Genomic DNA, 19,765 nt, shown 5'->3' with positions numbered 1-19,765 from the left:
CATCAAGCCACTCTGACAGCTTCACCGTCATTGGGAGGTGCTACGCCCATGCGCAATGTGAAGTGGTCTGGGAAACCGGCCTGTTCGAACACTGCCTGAAATTTTTCAAGATAATAAGACACGTCATATTGCGCATAGTCCATGACGGTCATGTTGATGCCGTCCTTGTGGGACCCGCGATTGAGAAACCGGCTGAGTGCGACAAACTTTGTGTCTGTTTCCAGCGTAGCCAAGGCACTCGCAAACTCGTCCTCTTTTTGAGTAAAAGAGAAAAAGAGTTCGAGAATGCATCGCATGGTGTTGGGCACCATGATTGCAGGAACATTCCCATCCCTCGCATCGCGAAGCACCTGCCAGAGCGAGTCGTAGTCATTCATCAGATCCTTGGCCAACATCGGCAACACTTTCGTGTGCTGCTGCTTGGTGACTCGTAGAAGCTGGCACCTCTTCTCCGCCGTCGCCAACTTGCCGCTCGACAGCTTGAGCAGCTCGTGCAAAAAGAAAAGATTGTGCGTCAGGACGATCACTTGCCTGACCCTGGCTCTTCCTTGCTCGTCCTGCTTGATCAGCTCGTGGTGGATCGTGCTGGCGATGTCGAAGACGTAGTTTACCGACAGACTAGAAATCGGATCGTCGATCACCACCACGGTTTTCCCCAAGGATGGAACATTGTCCTCATCGTTTGAGCCTTTAAGCATCTCCATGTAGTAGAGGAAGGAAATTAGGGTCTTCTCCCCTTCACTCAACGAATTCATCGCCACGTCTACCTGCCCCGGCCTGGCCAGACAGTAAAGGCTTCCTTCTCCGGGCTTGCGGATGATCGAAAACGAGTCGATACCCATGTTCAAGAGTCGTGCATTGATCGCTACGACAGAAGCGTCCACACCAGTTTGGCTGCGCCTCAGCTCTGCCAATCCAGCGGTGATGGCCGCCACCTGTGCCGCCGCGTCGCCCTCTTCCTGCTGCAATCGCTTCAACGCCTCGTTGAGTGGCGCCATGGCGGAGTCATAGGCGTGATAGACCTCCATACGATCTCGCCAGAGCAAACGCCAGAAGGCCGTGCGCACCCACTTCTTTTCAGTCTCTCGATCGGCGACACGCCTGTTGAAGGCTTCGATGTCGATATTGATCGCCGCCAAGATTTGCTGCATGTCCGTTGTGTTGACTCGCTCCACTTCGACCGGATCACCGGGCTTTTCCACTTTGTTCCGCATGGCTGAAAGATTGAGCCGGATGCGAACCTTGGCCAATTCCCACGCTTCATGCAGCATTTTGCTTCGACTGGCGAGCGGCTCTTGGAGCGCGCGTTCCATGGCCTGGTCGATCTCCAATGCCCGCCGTTCATAGGCTTGGGCCAGCACTCGAACATGTTCAAGCTTGACCTGCCGATCTCCGTCGAGAAGCTTGGCCAGTTCGTCCGTGAAGTCGGAGGGAAGATCTTGCTGACAGAACGGACACTCATCGCCTTGGATGTAGCGGCGCCCAGCGCCGACCCAATCTGAATTGCGCAGCCGTTCGATCAAAGGAGCCAGTCGGCTAGAACCAGATACCTCAATTGGTTCTGCCCAGATCGGGTCGAGCTCGATGTTGTCGAGGCCTGCGAAATCGACGCGCAGTAATTCTTTCGCGGCGGCGTCTCCACTGACATCCGCCCACCGCTGCGTCAGCTCTTCGAGACCCGGCAAGACCAGGTCATCAGGGACAGCAAAGGTGCGAAGGTCATTGAAGAACTTTCTTCGGTTCCTTCCATAGCTCTTCAACAGTTCACTCAGCGGGCCGTCGACATGATCGGTGTGCGCTTTCCATACACCAGTGACGGCCGCTTCGGTCGTGCTTTCCATCGAGTCTTTGGTGGTTTGAATAGGATCCTGTAACGCCGCCCGCGTGGTTTCGAGCTGCGCCGACTCGTCAATCAAGGCTTCTATCGTCCTTTGGAGTTCGGTGTCGATCTCACCCAACGTAAAAATGCCAGGCATCCCCGCCGCTTGCCCAATGGCACGCTCCACGAACTCATGGTTGTAAACGAGGTAACGGAACGGTCCATCGCCCGTCGTCGTGATCCCGCAATGATTCACCGATTCGTCATGCAGCCCAATCCGATGGATCATTTCGCCGATCGCAGACTTACCCGCACCGTTGAGGCCATACATGAAAACCGGCTTCGCAGGGTTCACGGCGAAGGTGATGTTCGTCGGATCTGTCGGGTGAAAACTCTTGTATTTGTGAATCGAAATGCTACTGATCATCCCTGTCCCCTCTCGCCGGCCATGACCTATCGTCTCACCGACCGACAGGAACTTCTAACGCCGTCAATCGTCCGATTGGACTTCGTCAGCTATGCACTTCCTTCGGTGGCGGTGCCTTTGGCACTCCCCCTCTGGGCTGATGGCGGTGGTGTTACCGCTTTCTTGGGTGGGGAAAGCCTGGTGACGAAGTGGCGAAGGATGGCGGCCAACTGCAACCACGCCGCATCGTCCAGGGTAATCGGCGCGGTGTTTGGGGTCCTGGCCTCGATGAGTTTCGCCAAGGCCTTTGCGAATGGCACCTCGCCGGTAGCGAAGTCGTGCAGGTTCGAGATGCCAAGACGTTTACGAAAAAACTGCACCATTCGATCGGTTCCGGCGCGCCCTGCTGCGCGAAGGCGAGCGTAAATATCCGTAGCTTTGGCATCCACAAAGGGCGTTCTATACCCCTCGATCGTCGGACCATCTTCGCCCTCGATGATGACCTTCTGGGCGGCATCATTTTCGGCCTTCATCTTCATCACCCGGATCCTTTGTTCGAGCGCTTTCAACGCCTCTAAAACGGCCTCATGATTGCCGTCACGCTTCTCTGGCCAGACCTCGAAGGAAGACGGGGTGTCACTAGTCACCTTAAAGTTCTTCGCGAGTTGAATAAATTTGTCCCGCCACACCTCGGGAGATGTGGTGATCAACTTCTGCTGCGATAGGCGCTCCAGGATTTCGTATGCCTCCCACATGTGTTGCAGATGTTCGAAGTCACCCGCGGCCACCTTCTGCTCCAACTCCGTCACGCAAGCTCGAAATTCTGTTTCATCCATCGTGCGGTAAGACCTAAACCGCTCCAACAAAGACGCGCCTTCCTGCTTGACGTGTCCAAAAACCTGGAAGTCTTGGGCGATTTGATCTGGCTGGAATCCCTCTGCGGTCACGTATTCGGCATAGGCCTTAGAGCCATGCCACTCGTAGATGTCACTTTCAAAACCTAGATCGTCGACCAGCTTGCTGAGCGGCGCACCGCTTTCTCCCTCGCTCTCACTACCCGCCTTCTTTTTCTGATTGACCCGGCTCATCATGAAGGTGGTGCCAAGATCGCCGTGTAGAAAGACCTCCCGCACCAAAGCTTCGTTCGTGACATCTTTGGTTACGGCCATCACGTGAAATGTCACCGCTGAGAGCAACGCACCCAGGGACGCAGCTTGCCCCTCGGGCCACTTCATGTCTTCCATGATGAGTTTCATTTCTTCCAGGATGCTGCGGAGTGACCGGAGATTTTTAAGCCTCTTCTCCTTGAAGAACGCAACGGCGTGATCTTGAATATCCAAGAGGGTTTCGCGTGTGAGTTTGTGCTCAAACCCATTGACGGTATCGTTGTAGAACGCCTCGATGTCGGGACGCACCTCTGCCGTCACGGAGATGATCTTCTCCTTATAGTCCTGGTAACCCGCCAAATCTTTGACGGCCCGTTCCTCGTCGGAGATCAACACGACGTGGAGCTTGGCGGCATCCAGCAGCGAGACGATGAAGCCGAACAGCACCTTGAAGTCACCGCCGAACCGTTCCAGGTCGTCGATGCAAATAACGGTCTTGCCTGATCGCACGGCTGCTTTGAGCTTGATGTCATCGGGATCAACTTTGACCAACCGGAGAAGCGCCCTGCCAACGATGGTGCCCGTCTCGCGAAGCGTGTCTGTTCCCAGGTCTTTCACCGATGCCAGGAACATGGCCTGTTCCAGTTCTTCAAGCGTGGCGAGGCCAGCCACTGAGAAGGTGATGTCATTCTTACGAAGTTTGTGGAGTTGCCCTTCCTTGAAGCCTCCCCAGAAAAATGATTTACCTGAGCCCCATGCTCCCCGGAGCAGGATGGCATAACTGGGTGCCGCAGCTCTCAGGTATTGCGTGAGCTTTTGTTTCGTGCCTTTGTTAATCAAATTGTTTACTCCCCTCTGTTCTTGCTCCCATCGTCCCACGACCTCACTTGCTATTGGTCCGATCGAGCGCACCCATCAGTTTCAACCAGCACCGATCCTGAGCCGACCACTACGCGTTGAACAGAGCGCTTTGACGCTGGCCCCTCGGTCGCAAGTCATCAAGCATCACCTCGACTGGAAGCCGCCGCGGAACATGGTCCGCAAGACGGCCACTGCCCAGGTATTCAACACCGCCTTGGCCAAAACGGTGATGGCTGATTTCATCGTTTTTGCGGTCCCCCGGCGGCCCCCTTACCGCTGCATTTCCCAAGTTCCGGAATAACAGCCCGCACTCGACAAATGGCGCAGCTTAGCCATCCGGGGCGGCACTATGCTTGCCACGAAGTTCCCGAGGTGCGTTCAAGGCAATCTTGTTCGCCAAGCAGGGGATTGTCGCCCCCCTTCGCGGCTAACTTTTTCCAGTAGGCCAAATAGTTACACGCACCCGATCAGGGGGCCGGCGCAACATGGTTGTTTTTCTTGACAACTCCGCCGCACGCCGCTTTAATGTGCGGCTTACCGAAACACCCTGGCCGGGTAGCTCAGTTGGTAGAGCAGGGGATTGAAAATCCCCGTGTCGGCGGTTCGATTCCGTCCCCGGCCACCATGTATGTCAACGACTAGCCCATCCTCACCGGATGGGCTTTTTCGTTGTGCAGGGCCTACGCAAGGATGGAGCAGCAGGGCGTCGGCAGCGGGTCAACGCCTTGACGCTACAGCGACCTTCGCCTAGTAAGTGAACCTCACCCGTTTTGCCTTGCCGTCAAACCCTGTCCCGGGATAGTCATGCCTGATCCGCGCCGCCTGTCTTCGCATCTGTCCTGGCTACTGCTATCTCTCGGTGGCATCGCCTCGTGCAGCACGGCGTTCGCGGCCTCGAAGCCGGATTCGCTGCAAGGACAGTGGGAAGTCATCCAGGTGGACGTCGACCGGCAGGATCAGCCCCATTGGCTGTATGTTCCCGCCGACCCCCGTCTGCTCGGTCGTCAGGTGCGCATCGCCGGCTCCGCAATCAGCATGGACAACGATTCGCGCGACTGTCTGAAGCCGGGATTTTCCGCGCTTCCAAAAAGCTCGCTCCAGCAATTCATCGGGCAGGCATTCCCGCGCCCGCCGCATTACGGAGTGCCGCTGCACCCGGCTCTGTCCGATTTCAGGCTGAGCTTCCCGGATTCGTCGGTGCAACCGCTGCGGGTCAGCTGTAATCCGGAAAATTCCCAATGGAACGGTGCCTGGATCATTCCCCTGTCGATGGATCGACTGCTGACCAACTACGACAACGGCGGCTATGTTCTGGTACTGCGCCGGCATCAGGCTTCCGATCCCGTAAAGCCCTCGTTTGCCTGTGCCCCGACAGACCATGCTGCCGAACGGACGATCTGCAGGTCGGCGACGCTGGCCGGATATGACCGTAGTGTCAGTGCCGCGTATCGACGCGCATTGAAGCTGTCGGACGATGACACCGCGCCGCTGCGGCAGGCACAGCGCGACTGGCTCAGGAGCCGGGACGCCTGCGGCGTCGACGTCGATTGCCTGGCGAAGAGCATGCGCGACCGGGTGAACCAGCTGATGCAGCAATGACCGCCCATGCATGGCGCCCCTTCCCCGCAGGACTTATCCCCATCGCCAAGGTGATAATTGCGCACTGAACGCCTTTCGATCTGCCTACCGGAGTAGCACCGCCATGAAGTCCATGCGTCTCGACATCAGCCGTCCCGATGACTGGCATGTGCATTTGCGCGATGGGGAGGCGCTCGGCTCGGTGGTTGGCGATACGGCGCGGCAGTTTGCGCGCGCCATCGTGATGCCGAATCTCAAGCCGCCGGTGACCACCGTGGCCCAGGCCGAGGATTATCGTCGCCGGATTCTCGCCAGCTTGCCGGCGGACACGCACTTCCAGCCGTTGATGACGCTCTACCTCACCGAGGCCACCGCGGTCGACGAGATCGCGCGCGCGCGCGCCAGCGGAACCGTGTTTGCGGTGAAGTACTACCCGGCCGGAGCCACCACCAACTCGCAGGCCGGCGTGCGGGATCTGGCGCGCGTATACCCCGTGCTCGAAGCGATGGAGCGCCACGGCCTGCCCTTGCTGATGCATGGCGAGGTGACCGATCCGGACGTGGACATCTTCGATCGTGAGCGGGTTTTCATCGAGCGTCATCTGATTCCGCTGCAGGCGCGGTTTCCGGGTTTGCGCATGGTGCTCGAGCACATCACCACGCGCGCCGCGGTGGAGTTCGTCAGCCAGGCCCCGGCGCATGTGGGCGCCACGATCACTGCGCATCACCTGCTGCTGAATCGCAATGCGTTGTTCGAAGGCGGCATCCAGCCGCACCATTACTGCGCGCCGATCCTGAAACGCGAAACGCATCGCCTCGCCCTGCTGGATGCGGCGACCAGCGGCAACCCGCACTTTTTTCTCGGCACCGACAGCGCGCCGCACGTGCGCGAAGCGAAGGAAGCCGCCTGCGGATGCGCCGGCGTCTACACCGCGCACGCGGCGATCGAGTTGTATGCCGAAGCCTTCGAACAGGTCGACAGGCTCGATCGGCTGGAAGCGTTCGCGAGTTTCCACGGCGCGGATTTCTACGGCCTTGCGCGCAACAGCGAGCGGCTCATCCTCGAACGCAAACCGTGGATCGTGCCCGACGCATTCCCGCTGGCGCAGAGCACCTGCATACCGTTTCGGGCTGGCAAAAGCATGCCGTGGTCGATCGTGCACGGTAGCGGGCAGCCGGAATAACAACTAGCGCGGCGACTCCAGTCGCCACCAGGGCTGCGTGCCGATATGGGCGATGGGCGCATGCCTCGCGTCCATCGCCCGTGCCTCACACTTCCAACCGGTCATCCGGCCTGGCCACCAGCGCATACAGCGCCGGCATCAGGAAGATGCTGATCAGCAACCGCGAAAGCATGCCGCAGACGATGACGAGTGCGAACGGCCTTTGCGAGTCGGTGCCGACGCCGGTGGCCAGCGCTGCCGGCAACAGGCCGAGTGCGGCGACGAGGGCGGTCATCATGATCGGGCGCAAGCGCAGGATCGCGCCCTCGCGGATCGCGTCGGCCAGCGGCGTGCCGTTGCGGCGCAATTCGTTGACGTACGAGATGTAGACGACGGCGGTGAGCACCGAGACGCCGAACAAGGCAAGGAAGCCGATGCCGGAGGAGACCGAGAACGGCGTGCCGGTGAGCCACAGTGCCACGATGCCGCCGAACGGCGCGGACAGCAGGACGCCAAGGACAGTGATCAGCGGGAATTTGACGTTGTTGTAGAGCGAGAACAGCAGCAGGAAGATCAGGCCCAGCGTCAGCGGCAGGATCAGGTTGAGCTGCGCGCGCGAAGCGGTGTATTCCTTGTATTCACCGCCCCAATCCAGTCGATAGCCCTGCGCCAGCGGCACCTGCTTGTCGACTTTCTGCATGGCGTCCTCCACCGCGCCGGCCAGGTCGCGGCCCTGCACGGAGAATTGGACGCCGATGTAGCGCGAGTTGTCTTCGCGGTAGATGAACGATGCGCCGTTGGTCACGCCGATGTCGGCCAGTTCCTTCAGCGGGATCTGCTGGCCGCCCGGCGTGGCTACCCGGATGTTGCCGATTTCGTCGGGGTTGTCGCGGTACTGTTGATCGAGCCGGACGACGAGGTCGAACTGCTTTTCGCCCTGCACCACCTGGGTTGCCACGTCGCCGCCGATGGCGGTCTGGATCAGCCCGTTGATGTCGTCGACGTTGAGTCCGTAACGGGCGATTTTCGCGCGGTCGATCTTGATGGTCAGGCTCGGCTGGCCGAGCTCCTGCACCAGGGTCACGTCGGTGATGCCGCGCACCTTCTCCAGCACCTGTTTGACCGCCTTGCCCTTCTGCTGCAGCGTCGCCAGGTCGGGGCCGAACACCTTGACCGCCAGGGCGCTCTTCAATCCCGTCTCCGCCTCGTCCACCGCATCCTCGGCCGGCTGGGTGTAGTTGAAGGTGATGCCGGGAAAGTCTTCGAGCTTCTTGTCGATCGCCTTGATCAGTTCGGGCTTGGTGCGATAGGCGCCGGTCCATTGCGAGTACGGCTTGAGGCCGACGAAAAACTCGGCGTTGAAGAAGCCGGTCGAATCGGTGCCGTCGTCGGGGCGGCCCAGTTCCGAGGCGACCACGGTCACTTCGGGGAACGAGCCGAGTATTTCGCGGATCTTCGGTGCGATCTTCGCCGACTCGTCGATCGAGATGGTGTACGGCATGGTGGCACGCACCCACAACGCGCCCTCGTCCAGCTGCGGCATGAACTCGGCGCCGATGTGCGGCACCAGCAACAACGATGCGAGCAGCAGGACGCCGGACGCCAGCGTGGTTCCCCACGGACGCGCGAGGCAGAAATCGAGTCCCCTGGTGTAGGCCGACTTGATCGCCTCGAACGCGCGATTGCGGCGCTCGCGCACACCCTTGCGCATGAACCACGAACACAGCACCGGCAGCAGCGTCAGCGTGACGACCAGCGAGCCGATCAGGGCCAGGATCATGGTGTCCGCCATCGGCTTGAACAGCGTTCCCGAAGGCCCGGACAACACGTAGATCGGCAGGAAGCTGGCGACGATCACGGCGACCGCATAGAACAGCGGACGGTCCACTTCCGCCGCCGCATCCTGGATGATTTCGCGGATGTTGACCGGCGCGCCTTCGCGCGCAGCGATCTGGCGGAAGATGTTTTCCACCATGAAGATCGCGCCATCCACCAGTATCCCGAAATCCACCGCGCCGATGGAAAGCAGGTTGGCCGACGCACCGCGCAGGTCGAGACAGAAGAACGCGAACAGCAGCGCCAGCGGAATGGTCACGGCAACGATCAGTCCGGCGCGAAAGTCGTAGAGGAAAAACACCAGCACCACGATGACCAGCACCATGCCGCGCAGCAGGTTCTGCTCGACGATCTTCGTGGTCTGCGCGATCAGGTCGCTGAGGTCGTAGTAGACGTGGATCTTCACGTCCTTCGGCAGCAGGTGCTCGTTGAGCTCCTTCGTCTTCGCCTCGACCTGGGTCAGCACGTCCTGGGTTTTCTCGCCCTTGCGCATCAGGATGACGCCTTCGACGGCGTCGTCCTGTTTCTCGAAACCGAACTCGCCCAGGCGTGGCGCGGTACCGATGACTACCCGACCGACATCCTTCAGCAGGATGGGGGTGCCGTCGTGCACGGCCAGCACCACGTTGCGGATGTCGTCCAGCGTGTCGATCCGACCCAGGCCGCGCACGTAATAGAACTGCCCGCCCTGCGAATAGAAGCCGCCGCCGGCGTTGCTGTTGTTGGCCGTCAGCGAGGCCTCGACCTGCGCCACCGACAGCCCGAGCGCGGCGACTTTCGCCTGATCGAGCAGCACCTGGTATTGCATGGTCCCGCCGCCAAAACTCGAATCGTCGGCGACGCCGGGAACGGACCGGTACTGCGGTGCCACGGTCCAGTCTTCGAGTGTCTTCAGCTCCATCGGCGAGCGGTCTGGACTCTGCAGCACGTAGCGGTAGATCAGTCCCGAAGGCGCCGACAACGGCGACATCGACGGCGTCACGCCATCGGGCAGGCCGAGGTCGCCCATCCGGTTGATGACCTGCTGGCGGGCGAAGTAGTTGTCGGTGCCGTCCTTGAACGTGAGCACGACATCGGACAAGCCATACAGCGAGACCGAGCGCTTCGCGGTCGTCTGCGGCACCCCGTTCATGCCCAGCTCGACCGGCACCGTGATCAACCGCTCGACTTCCTCGGCGGTGTGGCCCGGCCACTGGGTGACGATGTCGACCATCGGGGGCGACAGGTCGGGATAGGCATCCATCGGCAGGTGCTTCAGCGCCCACGCACCCGCGCCAATCAGCAGCAGCGTGAGCAGCACGGTGATGAAGCGCTGCGCCAGCGCGGCGGCGACGATCCGGTTCATGATCGAGGCCTGGCGCGGCAACGACCCGGTGGGCGGCAATGGATCGCTCATTGATTTTGCATGAACTGGACGAAGATGCCGCCGTCGACCACGACCTGGTCGCCGACCTTGAGCCCGGCGGTGATGTCGTAGCGATCGGCGGCGCGATAACCCAGCGTCACCGACCGACGTGCAAAGCCGCCGTCGGGCTGGGCCACATAGACGAACGGCAGGTTTTCGTCGTCGCGCAGGATCGCCGACACCGGCACCAGCAGGCCGCTTTCCGACTGATGCGAATGGATCTGCACGTTGACGTACATCTGCTTTTTCAGGACCTCGCCGGGATTGCCGACGACGATGCGTGCCGTCACCTGACGCGTATCCGGATCGACCAGCGCCGCAATATTGGCGACGCTGCCTGTGAGCTTTTTCGCACTGCCGCTGCTGGCCACGTCGGCCGGATCACCGATCTTGACCGACGCGACCTCGCTATCGGAGAGCTGCGCCATGACCCAGACCCGCGACAGATCGGCAACCGTAAAACATGGCGTGCTGCCGGCCTGCAGAAGCTGTCCGGGCGTGATCAGTTTCTGCACGACGGTGCCGGCGATCGGCGCGCGGATGGTGCCCTCGACGCGCGACACCGGCCGGCCGGCCTGGATGTCCTTGATGGTTTGCGGATCGACATTCAACGAGACCACTGCCTGCAGTGCCGCGTCGCGATCGGCCTCGGCACTGGCGGCATCGGCCTGGGCCTGCTGCGCCTCGCGCTGGGCGACGCCGTCGTGCTGGACGAGATCCTTGTCCATGTCCGCTTGCCGGCGCGCGTTTCTGGCGGTGACCAGTGCCTTGCGGTAAGCGCCGATCGCGGCCGCAAAATCGGGCGAATCGACCAGCGCCAGCGGCTGCCCTTTCCTGACCTTGTCGCCAGGCGAAACCAGCAACCGCGATACCGGGCCGGAGAACGGCGCCAGCACGCTGGTGGCCTGGTCGTTGTCGAAGTCGACCACGCCGGTGGTCTCGATGGTCTTGTGGTAACTCGACGGTGCCACCGTGTAAACGTGTATGTGCTTGCGCTGGGCCGCGGTCATCCTGACGTCACTGGGCTTCGCTGGCGCCGCCTGTGCGCTGTCGTCGGTCTTGTCGGCCCTGGACGAGCAACCGCCGGCCGAGATCACCATCGCCGACGTCATCACGGCCATCGCAAGAGCGCGCGGCAAGCAGCCCCGGCGCGCGGCCGCGGTCATCCCGGGCAAGAATCTACTTTTCATCTGCATCCTGAATTGGACCGGCCTCGATGGGATGGGCCTGCTTCGAACCCGCCTGCTTCGAATCGGCCTGTTGAAGATCCGCGCGGTGCCACCAGCCACCGCCAAGCGCCTGGAACAACGCCGCCGTGTCGACGTAACGATTGGCCTGCGCCTGGACCAGGCCGATCCGCGCCTGCTGATACGCCTGCTCCGCGCTCAGCACCGTCAGGTAGCTGGCGTAGCCGTCCTTCAATTGCCGTTGGGACAGATCGAGCGTGACCTTGGCGGCGTCCGCTGCACGTGCCGCGGCCTTGAGGCCTTCGGCGTCCTGCTCGAGCGCGGCCAGCGTGTCGGCGACGTTCTGGAACGCAGTCAGCACCGTACTGCGGTACTGCGCGGCGGCCTGCACGTAAGCGGCCTTGGCGGCGCGCTGCTGGTGCAGCAGCGTGCCGCCCTGGAAAATCGGCGCGGCGATGTCGGCGCCCAGACTCCAGAAACCCGTACCCGCCTTGAACACCTGGCCGATCGCCAGCGCATTGCTGCCGACATTCGCGGTCAAGGTGATGTTCGGCAGGCGATTCGCGGTGGCCACGCCCACCTGCGCGCTGGCGGCATGCATGTTCGCCTGGGCTTGGCGCACGTCCGGTCGCTGCACCACGAGTTGGGACGGAAGGCTCAGCGGCAGATCCTGCGGCAATTGCAGGCTCGCCAAATCGAATTTCGGCGTCTTGGACTGGCCCGGAAACTGGCCGGCCAGCACCGCCAGCAGATTGTCCTGCTGCGCCAGTTGCTTGAGCAGCGGCGGCAGCGTGGCGGTGACCTGCGCCAGTTGCGATTCCTGCGCGGACACATCCAGCCGTCCGGCATACCCCTTGGCCAATTGATACCGCAGGATCTTCAGCATCTTCGCGTTGATGTCGACCAGTTGGCGGGTCGCATCCACCTGCGACTGCAGCGATGCCTGCTGGATCGCGGCGACCACCACGTTCGCGCTCAGCGTGACCTGCGTCGCGATCATCTGGAAGCGGACCGCCTGCTCCTGTGCCTTCGCCGACTCCACTGTGCGACGGTTCAGGCCGAACACGTCGGGCACGTAGGAAATGCTGAGCTGCGGGGTGAAAAGGTTGTAGAGATAGGCGTTGTTGCTGGGCACCGGCGCCAGCGCCCCGGGCGGATCCTGCTCGCGGGTGGCCGACATGCCGGCCGTGACGCCGGGCGACCACGCACCGCGTTGCGCCAGCGCGTCCTCCCTTGCCACCGACAATGCCGCCTGCGCCGCCGCGAGATCGGGATTGTGCTTCAGCGACTGTTCGATCAGCGCATTCAACGGCGCGGAATGAAACAGGGTCCACCAGTCGGCGGGGATGTCGCCGCCATTGGCAAAGTGCTGGGCTTCCCCACCGGCGACGCCAGCGCTGCTGGCGGTGGTGGCGAGTGGGTGCGCGACGTAACCGCTGACGTCCGGCGCGGCGGGACGCTTGAAGTCGGGGCCTACGGCGCAGCCCGCCATGAGCAGTGACGCCAATGCGGCAACGACAGGCCGGATGCGCGAGGGCGACAAACGGGCCGGGGACGATGTTCTCCCTGCCATTCCAGCTTCCGTTTCCGGAGTCCTGGCAAGTACATCGACCCACGTCTTGTTCATGCGACCGTATCTGGGGAGGAAACCTCGAATGGAACATTATAATGTATCAATCAATGGCAAGCACCCTGCCGGAAGTCATGCTCCTGCCCAAACCCGGCGCAAGGCAGGTTCGTCGCGCCGATGAACGGAACCAGCGTGGCGACGCAACGCCGGCGCCGTGCGAAAATCCATCCACTCCCTGACAACTCGCCATTCATGACCACCCCGAAATATGACTACCGCCAGTTCCAGGAAGAACTCGCCAGGCTCGAAAGCAAGGTCGAAAGCAAAGTTGAAAAGCAGCCACCCTCGAAACCGCTCGGCAAGAAGGCCGCCGCCGCCCAGCGACTGGCGACGGCGCGCGATGAATTTCTGGCATTGCGCAAGCGGCACGACCTGAGCGTTGCCGACGTGGTCGCGTTCTTCCCCGAAGAAGAAGGCATTGCGTACTTGCAGCAGCTCATCGTGGCGGCGCAGGCGAAACCACGGCGGACGCGCAAGCCGAAGGACTGACGCCCGCCGCGACATTGCCGAACCCGCCCGGTCTCATCCCGTGAGACCCGCCGCCGGTCTACTGCGATTCCGTCAGTCAGGCCGCCGCGAATGAATGCTCTCCCCGACCGCTACCAGGCGTCCGACGAAGTCATCCTGCGCGGGCCAGGCGATGGGCGAACGCTGGCCCAGCGCCTGTCGAAACGGTACGCGTCACGGATCACCGGCGCGTTCGTGGTGCCTGGTCGGGAGGGCTCGTTCGCGCCCTTGCCCGAGGATCTTCCGCCCGCACTGGCGAACGCATTGCGCGAGCGCGGGATCGGGCAGCTCTACAGCCATCAGCACGAAGCTTGGGTCGCGACACAGGCGGGCGCGCATGTCGCGGTGGTCACGCCGACGGCCTCGGGCAAGTCGCTGTGCTACACGCTGCCGGTGATCGCGGCGGCGATGCAGCACAACGCGAAAGCGTTGTACCTGTTCCCGACCAAGGCGCTGGCGCAGGACCAGGTCGCCGAGCTGCTGGAACTCAACCAGGCCGGCAACCTCGGCGTGAAGGCCTTCACCTTCGACGGCGACACGCCCGGCGACGCCCGCCAGGCGATCCGGCTGCACGGCGACGTGGTGGTGAGCAATCCGGACATGCTGCACCAGGCGATCCTGCCGCATCACACCAAGTGGGCGCAGTTCTTCGAGAACCTGCGCTACGTGGTGATCGACGAGATCCACACCTATCGCGGCGTGTTCGGCTCGCACGTGGCGAACGTGATCCGCCGGTTGCAACGCGTCTGCGCGTTCTATGGCGTCACCCCGCAATTCATCCTGTGCTCGGCCACCATCGGCAACCCGCAGGAGCATGCCGAGGCGCTGATCGAGAGTCCGGTCATCGCCATCACACGCAGCGGCGCCCCCACCGGCGACAAGCACGTGCTGTTGTGGAACCCGCCAGTGATCAACCCGGATCTCGGCCTGCGCGCCTCCGCACGCTCGCAGACCAACCGCATCGCGCGGCTGGCGATCAAGTCGGGCATGAAGACCCTGGTGTTCGCGCAGAGCCGCAGCATGGTCGAGGTGCTGACCAAATACCTGAAGGACGTGTTCGACCATGACCCGCGCAAGCCGCCGCGGATCCGCGCCTACCGCGGCGGCTATCTGCCGAAGGAGCGCCGCGCGGCCGAACGCGAGATGCGCGCCGGCAACGTCGACGGCATCGTGAGCACGTCCGCGCTCGAACTGGGCGTGGACATCGGCAGCCTCGACGTGGTGGTGCTCAACGGTTATCCCGGCTCGGTCGCCGCGACGTGGCAGCGTTTCGGCCGTGCCGGGCGCCGCCAGCAATCGGCGCTCGGCGTGCTGGTGGCCAGCTCCGACCCGCTCGACCAATACCTCGTGCGCCACCCGGAATTCTTCCAGGGCGCCTCGCCGGAACATGCGCGCATCGCGCCCGACCAGCCGCTGATCCTGCTCGACCATATCCGCTGCGCCGCGTTCGAACTTCCATTCAGGGGCGACGAGGTGTTCGGCAATGAAGCGGCGACACCATGGCTGGAAATCCTCGGCGAAGAAGGCGTGCTGCACCGTGAGGGCGATCGCTGGGAATGGATCGCCGACAGTTATCCGGCCAACGCGGTGTCGCTGCGCTCGGTTGCCGACGGCAATTTCGTGGTGGTCGATCGCACCGGCGGCAAGCAGACCATCATCGCGGAAGTGGACTTCAGCGCCGCGGCGGTGACCCTGTACGAGGGCGCGATCCACATGATCCAGTCGGTCCCGTTCCAGGTCGAACGGCTGGACTGGGAGGGTCGCAAGGCCTACGTGACGCGCACCCATGTCGACTACTACACCGACGCCATCGACTACACCCGGCTGAAGGTACTCGACTGCTTCGACAGCTCGTCGGCCGGCCGCGGCCACGCGCACCATGGCGAAGTGCATGTGGTGCGACGCGTCGCCGGCTACAAGAAGATCCGCTACTACTCGCACGAGAACATCGGTTACGGCCCGGTCAACCTGCCCGACCAGGAGCTGCACACCACCGCCGTGTGGTGGCAGCTCACCCAACGCGTGCTGGACGCCGAGTTCGACGATCGCCAGCAGGCGCTCGACGGCTTCCTCGGCGCCGCCTGCGCGATCCACATCGTGGCCACCGTCGCCGTCATGGCCGAGTCGCGCGACCTGCAGAAATCCGTGGGCAGCGGCGATGGCGCCTGGTTTGTCAGCGCGGACATCTCGGGGCGTGGCCAGCTCCGCGGCGCGGACGGCCAGCCCACCTCGCTGGCGGCGGATGCGCCGTTCACCCCGACCGTCTACCTGTACGACGCCTTTCCCGGCGGGGTCGGCCTGAGTGCGCCGTTGTTCGAGCGCCGGGAAGACCTGATCGCCCGGTCGCAAAGCCTGATCGAACGTTGCGATTGCCGCGGCGGCTGTCCGGCCTGCGTCGGCCCGGTGCTGGCCGCCGATGAAGATGCACACGCGAGCCCGAAGGCGGCGGCCCTGCGCGTGCTCGCCCTGCTGGCCGCGCTGTGAGCGAGCTGATCGCGAAACTGCGCCGGCTGCGCGCGGAAGCGGGGCAAGTCTCACCCACCGCGCCGTCCCCATCCTTCGCTTCGTCCCCACCCGTTCGTATTGAGCGTAGCGCAGCAAAGTCGAAAGACCCGACCCTCCACGCTGCGCACCCTCCATCGGCCGTTGCCACCGCCCGCTCCACGATGTCGCCCGACGTCCGCCGGCTGTTGCAACGCCACGCCCAGCTCAGGCACGGCCCGCCGGTTCGCGCATCCAGCGATCGCGACGTGTCCGGCGTCGAACTGTCGCCCGGCCTGCGCTACATCGAGATCCTCGCGGACTGGCTCGCTCCGCCCCCGCTCATCGAAACCGCGTTCGCGCGCTGGCCGGAACCGGTCGCGACCCGTCGCCTGCTGCACTTCGACACCGAGACCACCGGACTGGCAGGCGGTACCGGCACGCGCGCGTTCATGATCGGCGCCGCGGACTGGCTGGCGGACGGCCGCCTGCGCCTGCGCCAGCTGACCACCACCAGCATGGCCGCCGAGAGCGCCATGCTGCGCACGTTCGCGCAATGGATCGAACCCGATACGGTGCTGGTGAGTTACAACGGCAAATGCTACGACGCGCCGCTGTTGCGCACCCGCTACCGGCTGGCGCGGCTGGCCGATCCGCTGGCCGGGCTGGGTCATCTGGACCTGCTCCACCCGGTGCGCCGGCACTGGAAAGGCTGCTGGGAAAACTGCCGGCTGGCCACCGCCGAACGCCAACTGCTCGGGGTCGTGCGCGAGGATGACCTGCCCGGATCGGAGGCGCCGGCCGCATGGCTGAGCTATCTGCGCGGCGGCTCGGCGAAGGATCTGCGCCGCGTCGCCGAGCACAACGCGCAGGACCTGAAAAGCCTGGCCGGCGTGTTGCTGTACATGTCGGCGCTGGGCGACATTCCCGGCGCATCCGGGCCACGCCGATGAAGCGCTACTCCACGGTCGACGTTGCCGCCTGGCGTGGGGCGGAGGCTTTCGGCAAACCACATTCGGCATGCCCGCACTGACACTCGCCACTGCGGGGCAAGCCGTCACGGGCCGCATCGGCGTCGCGGCAATAGTCGCTGCAATACTTGCCCTGCTCGGACACCATGCATTTGCATGAATCGTGTGCGCACGGGTGATCGATCTGCATGAACGTTCTCCTCGGTTTTCCGGCTCGTGCAGGAGCGACATGAATCCTGACGGGCAAGAAAAGTGAGCCTGCGGGGGTCAACTCGGGGTGAAGCGATCCTGAAAAGAATGGGCGCGTGACGCAGTTCGCGGCCACGGGCAAGCTTCACGCGATGCCACGAACAGATCGCAAAACAGATCGCAAAGATGCTTTTTTATAGCCGGCTTGACATCCGAAATTATTTCCATAATTCTGGAATTATGAAATCAAAGGACGCGCTCGCCTGCCTTCATGCCCTCGCCCAGGAACATCGTCTGAACCTGTATCGCCTGCTGGTGCAGGCTGGCGACGAGGGCATGGCGGTGGGCGAGCTGGCCGCCGCGACCGGCCTCGCCGGGGCGACGCTGACGAATCATCTGCACATCCTGCGCCGGGCCGGCATGGTCGGCGACGAGCGGCGCGGGCGGGTGATCCAGTGCCGCGCGAATTATCCGCAGATGAATGCCCTGCTCGGTTTCCTCACCGAGAACTGTTGCGCAGGATCGGCCGTCGCCGACTGCGCCCCCGCTAAAACCTGCCAGCCGGCAAGGAGCAAACGATGAAACGCTTCCATGTGCACGTGAACGTCGAGCAGCTCGACAGCAGCATCCGCTTCTACAGCACCTTGTTCGGCGCCGCTCCGAGCGTGGTCAAGCCGGACTACGCGAAGTGGATGCTGGACGATCCGCGGGTCAACTTCGCCATCTCGCAGCGCGGCCGCAAGGCCGGCGTGGATCATCTCGGCATGCAGGCCGAGGACGATGCCGAACTCGCCGCGATCGGCGCGCGGCTGCACGCCGCCGATGCCGTCGCGCTGGCGGAGAAAGCCACGACCTGCTGCTACGCCCATTCCGACAAGTTCTGGGCCGAAGACCCCCAAGGCGTGCGCTGGGAGAGTTTCCACACGCATGGCGAGGCAACCGTCTATGCCGGCGCGGCGGACGATACCGGCGCCAGCGAGGGTGGCTCCTGTTGCGGCCCGGCAGCCGCCAGCAAACCCGCCGCCGCGTGCGGCCCAAGCAGCGGCTGCTGCTGAACATGTCGACGCGACCGTACAACGTGTTGTTCCTGTGCACCGGCAACTCCGCCCGCAGCGTGATGGCCGAGGCCCTGCTCAACGTACTCGGCAAAGGCCGCTTCCGGGCGTTCAGCGCCGGCAGTTTCCCCAGCGGCCAAGTGCAGCCGATCGCGGCGGAACTGGCGCAGGCGTTCGGCTATGCCGAACCGCTGCGCAGCAAGAGCTGGGACGAGTTTGCACGGGCGGACTCGCCGGCGATCGATATCGTGATCACCGTCTGTGACAACGCCGCCGGCGAGCTGTGCCCGGTCTGGCCAGGCCAGCCGGTCACCGCGCACTGGGGCGTGCCCGATCCGGTTGCCGCCGACGGTTCCGGCGAAGATCGTCGTCGTGCGTTCCAGTCGGCCTGGATGATGTTGCGGCGCCGGATCGATCTGCTGCTGGCTCTTCCCCTGGACAAGCTGGATCGCGTGGCCTTGCAGCAACAACTTCGCGCCATCGGACCGCAGGCTGCCGCCGATGAGTCATGAAACCTCCGCCGCACCGCAGCTCGGATTCTTCGCACGTTACCTGAGCCTCTGGGTCGCGTTGTGCATCGTCACCGGCATCGCGCTCGGCCATCTCATCCCGACCGTATTCGAGATGCTGGCCGCGGCCGAGCTGCAGCACATCAACCTGCCGGTCGCGGCACTGGTCTGGCTGATGATCGTGCCGATGCTGCTGAAGGTGGACTTTGCGCAGCTCGCAGGCGTGCATCGCCAGGTGCGCGGCATCGGCATCACGCTGCTGGTGAACTGGGCGATCAAGCCGTTCTCGATGGCGCTGCTGGGCTGGCTGTTCATCCGTCACGTGTTCGCCGCGTGGCTGCCGGCCGCCCAGCACGATTCGTATATCGCCGGACTGATCCTGCTTGCCGCGGCACCGTGCACGGCGATGGTATTCGTGTGGTCGCGACTGTGCGGCGGCGAACCGAATTTCACGCTGGCCCAGGTCGCGCTCAACGACACCATCATGGTCGTCGCTTTCGCACCGATCGTGGCCTTGCTGCTCGGCGTGGCGTCGATCCATGTGCCATGGGGCACCCTGCTGCTGTCGGTGCTGCTGTACATCGTGGTGCCGGTGATCGTCGCCCAGCTCTGGCGCAGCTGGCTGCTGCGCCGGCGCGGCGCCGCCGCGCTTGAAACGGCATTGCGGCGCATCGACCCGTGGTCGACGGCAGCACTGCTGGCCACCCTGGTCCTGCTGTTCGGTTTCCAGGGCGAGGCGATCCTGGCGCAGCCGTTGATCATCGCGCTGCTGGCGGTGCCGATCGTCATCCAGGTCTACCTCAACGCCGGCATCGCCTATGGCCTGAGCCGCTGGCTGAAAGTGCCGCATTGCGTGGCCGGCCCGGCAGCGCTGATCGGCGCCAGCAACTTCTTCGAGCTGGCGGTGGCGGCGGCGATCAGCCTGTTCGGCCTGCGCTCAGGCGCGGCGCTGACGACCGTGGTCGGCGTGCTGGTGGAAGTGCCGGTGATGCTCTCGGTGGTGCGCATCGTCAATCGCACCGGCCACTGGTTCGACGGGCGTGTCGCCGACCCTCCATGAAAA

At 63.3% G+C, this 19,765-nt stretch carries 14 protein-coding genes and 1 tRNA gene; 10 read left to right on the top strand and 5 right to left on the bottom strand.

Translation table 11 applies throughout. The features are described 5' to 3' along the window. Positions 1-2 precede the first annotated feature (2 nt). Positions 3-2,246, bottom strand: coding sequence for an AAA family ATPase (locus tag CIW53_RS03385; protein ID WP_149363271.1), 2,244 nt, complete (start codon positions 2,244-2,246; stop codon positions 3-5). 89 nt (positions 2,247-2,335) lie between these two features. After that, positions 2,336-4,171 carry a P-loop NTPase fold protein gene (locus CIW53_RS03380; protein WP_172969566.1) on the bottom strand — a complete coding sequence of 612 codons (1,836 nt, stop codon included), beginning with the start codon at positions 4,169-4,171 and terminating at the stop codon, positions 2,336-2,338. Between the two features lie 570 nt (positions 4,172-4,741). Here CIW53_RS03380 and CIW53_RS03375 point away from each other — a divergent pair. From CIW53_RS03375 to pyrC, 3 genes are all read left to right on the top strand, one after another. Beyond that, a tRNA-Phe gene (locus tag CIW53_RS03375) sits at positions 4,742-4,817 on the top strand. A gap of 179 nt (positions 4,818-4,996) precedes the next feature. Beyond that, positions 4,997-5,791, top strand: a complete 795-nt coding sequence (locus CIW53_RS03370) for a lysozyme inhibitor LprI family protein (RefSeq protein WP_149363269.1) — start codon at positions 4,997-4,999, stop codon at positions 5,789-5,791. A 103-nt stretch (positions 5,792-5,894) separates the two neighbouring features. Then, the gene (gene pyrC, locus CIW53_RS03365; RefSeq protein WP_149363268.1) at positions 5,895-6,953 is read left to right on the top strand and encodes a dihydroorotase; all 1,059 of its coding nucleotides are present in this window, start codon (positions 5,895-5,897) and stop codon (positions 6,951-6,953) included. An 85-nt stretch (positions 6,954-7,038) separates the two neighbouring features. Here pyrC and CIW53_RS03360 read toward each other — a convergent pair whose 3' ends face one another. From CIW53_RS03360 to CIW53_RS03350, 3 genes are read right to left on the bottom strand one after another with little or no spacing between them, the layout of a single operon-like run. Continuing rightward, positions 7,039-10,164, bottom strand: coding sequence for a CusA/CzcA family heavy metal efflux RND transporter (locus tag CIW53_RS03360; protein WP_242451754.1), 3,126 nt, complete (start codon positions 10,162-10,164; stop codon positions 7,039-7,041). Continuing rightward, positions 10,161-11,363: an efflux RND transporter periplasmic adaptor subunit gene (locus tag CIW53_RS03355; RefSeq protein ID WP_149363267.1), complete on the bottom strand. Its 1,203-nt coding sequence runs from the start codon at positions 11,361-11,363 to the stop codon at positions 10,161-10,163. The genes CIW53_RS03360 and CIW53_RS03355 overlap by 4 nt, the downstream gene beginning before the upstream one ends. Further along, positions 11,353-12,867: an efflux transporter outer membrane subunit gene (locus CIW53_RS03350; RefSeq protein ID WP_242451753.1), complete on the bottom strand. Its 1,515-nt coding sequence runs from the start codon at positions 12,865-12,867 to the stop codon at positions 11,353-11,355. The genes CIW53_RS03355 and CIW53_RS03350 overlap by 11 nt, the downstream gene beginning before the upstream one ends. A 315-nt stretch (positions 12,868-13,182) precedes the next feature. Between CIW53_RS03350 and CIW53_RS03345 the strand changes: the two genes are divergently transcribed. From CIW53_RS03345 to arsB, 7 genes are all read left to right on the top strand, one after another. Next, positions 13,183-13,479 carry a 2-hydroxyacyl-CoA dehydratase gene (locus CIW53_RS03345; RefSeq protein ID WP_149363437.1) on the top strand — a complete coding sequence of 99 codons (297 nt, stop codon included), beginning with the start codon at positions 13,183-13,185 and terminating at the stop codon, positions 13,477-13,479. Positions 13,480-13,569: 90 nt separating this feature from the next. Continuing rightward, positions 13,570-15,981: a DEAD/DEAH box helicase gene (locus CIW53_RS03340; protein ID WP_149363265.1), complete on the top strand. Its 2,412-nt coding sequence runs from the start codon at positions 13,570-13,572 to the stop codon at positions 15,979-15,981. A gap of 182 nt (positions 15,982-16,163) precedes the next feature. After that, positions 16,164-16,931 carry a ribonuclease H-like domain-containing protein gene (locus tag CIW53_RS03335; protein ID WP_149363264.1) on the top strand — a complete coding sequence of 256 codons (768 nt, stop codon included), beginning with the start codon at positions 16,164-16,166 and terminating at the stop codon, positions 16,929-16,931. A 393-nt stretch (positions 16,932-17,324) separates the two neighbouring features. Next, positions 17,325-17,720, top strand: a complete 396-nt coding sequence (locus tag CIW53_RS03330; RefSeq protein WP_242451752.1) for a metalloregulator ArsR/SmtB family transcription factor — start codon at positions 17,325-17,327, stop codon at positions 17,718-17,720. Next, a complete protein-coding gene (locus CIW53_RS03325) occupies positions 17,717-18,193 on the top strand; it encodes an ArsI/CadI family heavy metal resistance metalloenzyme (RefSeq protein WP_149363263.1) in 477 nt (158 codons plus the stop codon). Before CIW53_RS03330 ends, CIW53_RS03325 begins: the two co-directional genes overlap by 4 nt. Before the next feature lie 2 nt (positions 18,194-18,195). Continuing rightward, complete coding sequence (locus CIW53_RS03320) at positions 18,196-18,705, top strand: arsenate reductase ArsC (protein WP_149363262.1); 510 nt, start codon at positions 18,196-18,198, stop codon at positions 18,703-18,705. Further along, positions 18,695-19,762, top strand: a complete 1,068-nt coding sequence (gene arsB / locus CIW53_RS03315) for an ACR3 family arsenite efflux transporter (RefSeq protein WP_149363261.1) — start codon at positions 18,695-18,697, stop codon at positions 19,760-19,762. Before CIW53_RS03320 ends, arsB begins: the two co-directional genes overlap by 11 nt. Positions 19,763-19,765: the final 3 nt, after the last annotated feature.

Source organism: Rhodanobacter sp. T12-5 (assembly GCF_008329435.1).
GTDB lineage: Bacteria > Pseudomonadota > Gammaproteobacteria > Xanthomonadales > Rhodanobacteraceae > Rhodanobacter.
The sequence above is the reverse complement of the archived record's forward strand: the minus strand, read 5'-3'. Positions and strand labels throughout refer to the sequence as shown.

Excerpts from the sequence above, each read along its gene's own strand:
- CIW53_RS03385 (WP_149363271.1), bottom strand. The coding sequence starts at position 2,246 with ATGATCAGTAGCATTTCGATTCACAAATACAAGAGTTTTCACCCGACA.
- CIW53_RS03370 (WP_149363269.1), top strand. The coding sequence starts at position 4,997 with ATGCCTGATCCGCGCCGCCTGTCTTCGCATCTGTCCTGGCTACTGCTA.
- pyrC (WP_149363268.1), top strand. The coding sequence starts at position 5,895 with ATGAAGTCCATGCGTCTCGACATCAGCCGTCCCGATGACTGGCATGTG.
- CIW53_RS03360 (WP_242451754.1), bottom strand. The coding sequence starts at position 10,164 with ATGAGCGATCCATTGCCGCCCACCGGGTCGTTGCCGCGCCAGGCCTCG.
- CIW53_RS03355 (WP_149363267.1), bottom strand. The coding sequence starts at position 11,363 with ATGAAAAGTAGATTCTTGCCCGGGATGACCGCGGCCGCGCGCCGGGGC.
- CIW53_RS03345 (WP_149363437.1), top strand. The coding sequence starts at position 13,183 with ATGACCACCCCGAAATATGACTACCGCCAGTTCCAGGAAGAACTCGCC.
- CIW53_RS03340 (WP_149363265.1), top strand. The coding sequence starts at position 13,570 with ATGAATGCTCTCCCCGACCGCTACCAGGCGTCCGACGAAGTCATCCTG.
- CIW53_RS03335 (WP_149363264.1), top strand. The coding sequence starts at position 16,164 with ATGTCGCCCGACGTCCGCCGGCTGTTGCAACGCCACGCCCAGCTCAGG.
- CIW53_RS03330 (WP_242451752.1), top strand. The coding sequence starts at position 17,325 with ATGCTTTTTTATAGCCGGCTTGACATCCGAAATTATTTCCATAATTCT.
- CIW53_RS03325 (WP_149363263.1), top strand. The coding sequence starts at position 17,717 with ATGAAACGCTTCCATGTGCACGTGAACGTCGAGCAGCTCGACAGCAGC.
- CIW53_RS03320 (WP_149363262.1), top strand. The coding sequence starts at position 18,196 with ATGTCGACGCGACCGTACAACGTGTTGTTCCTGTGCACCGGCAACTCC.
- arsB (WP_149363261.1), top strand. The coding sequence starts at position 18,695 with ATGAGTCATGAAACCTCCGCCGCACCGCAGCTCGGATTCTTCGCACGT.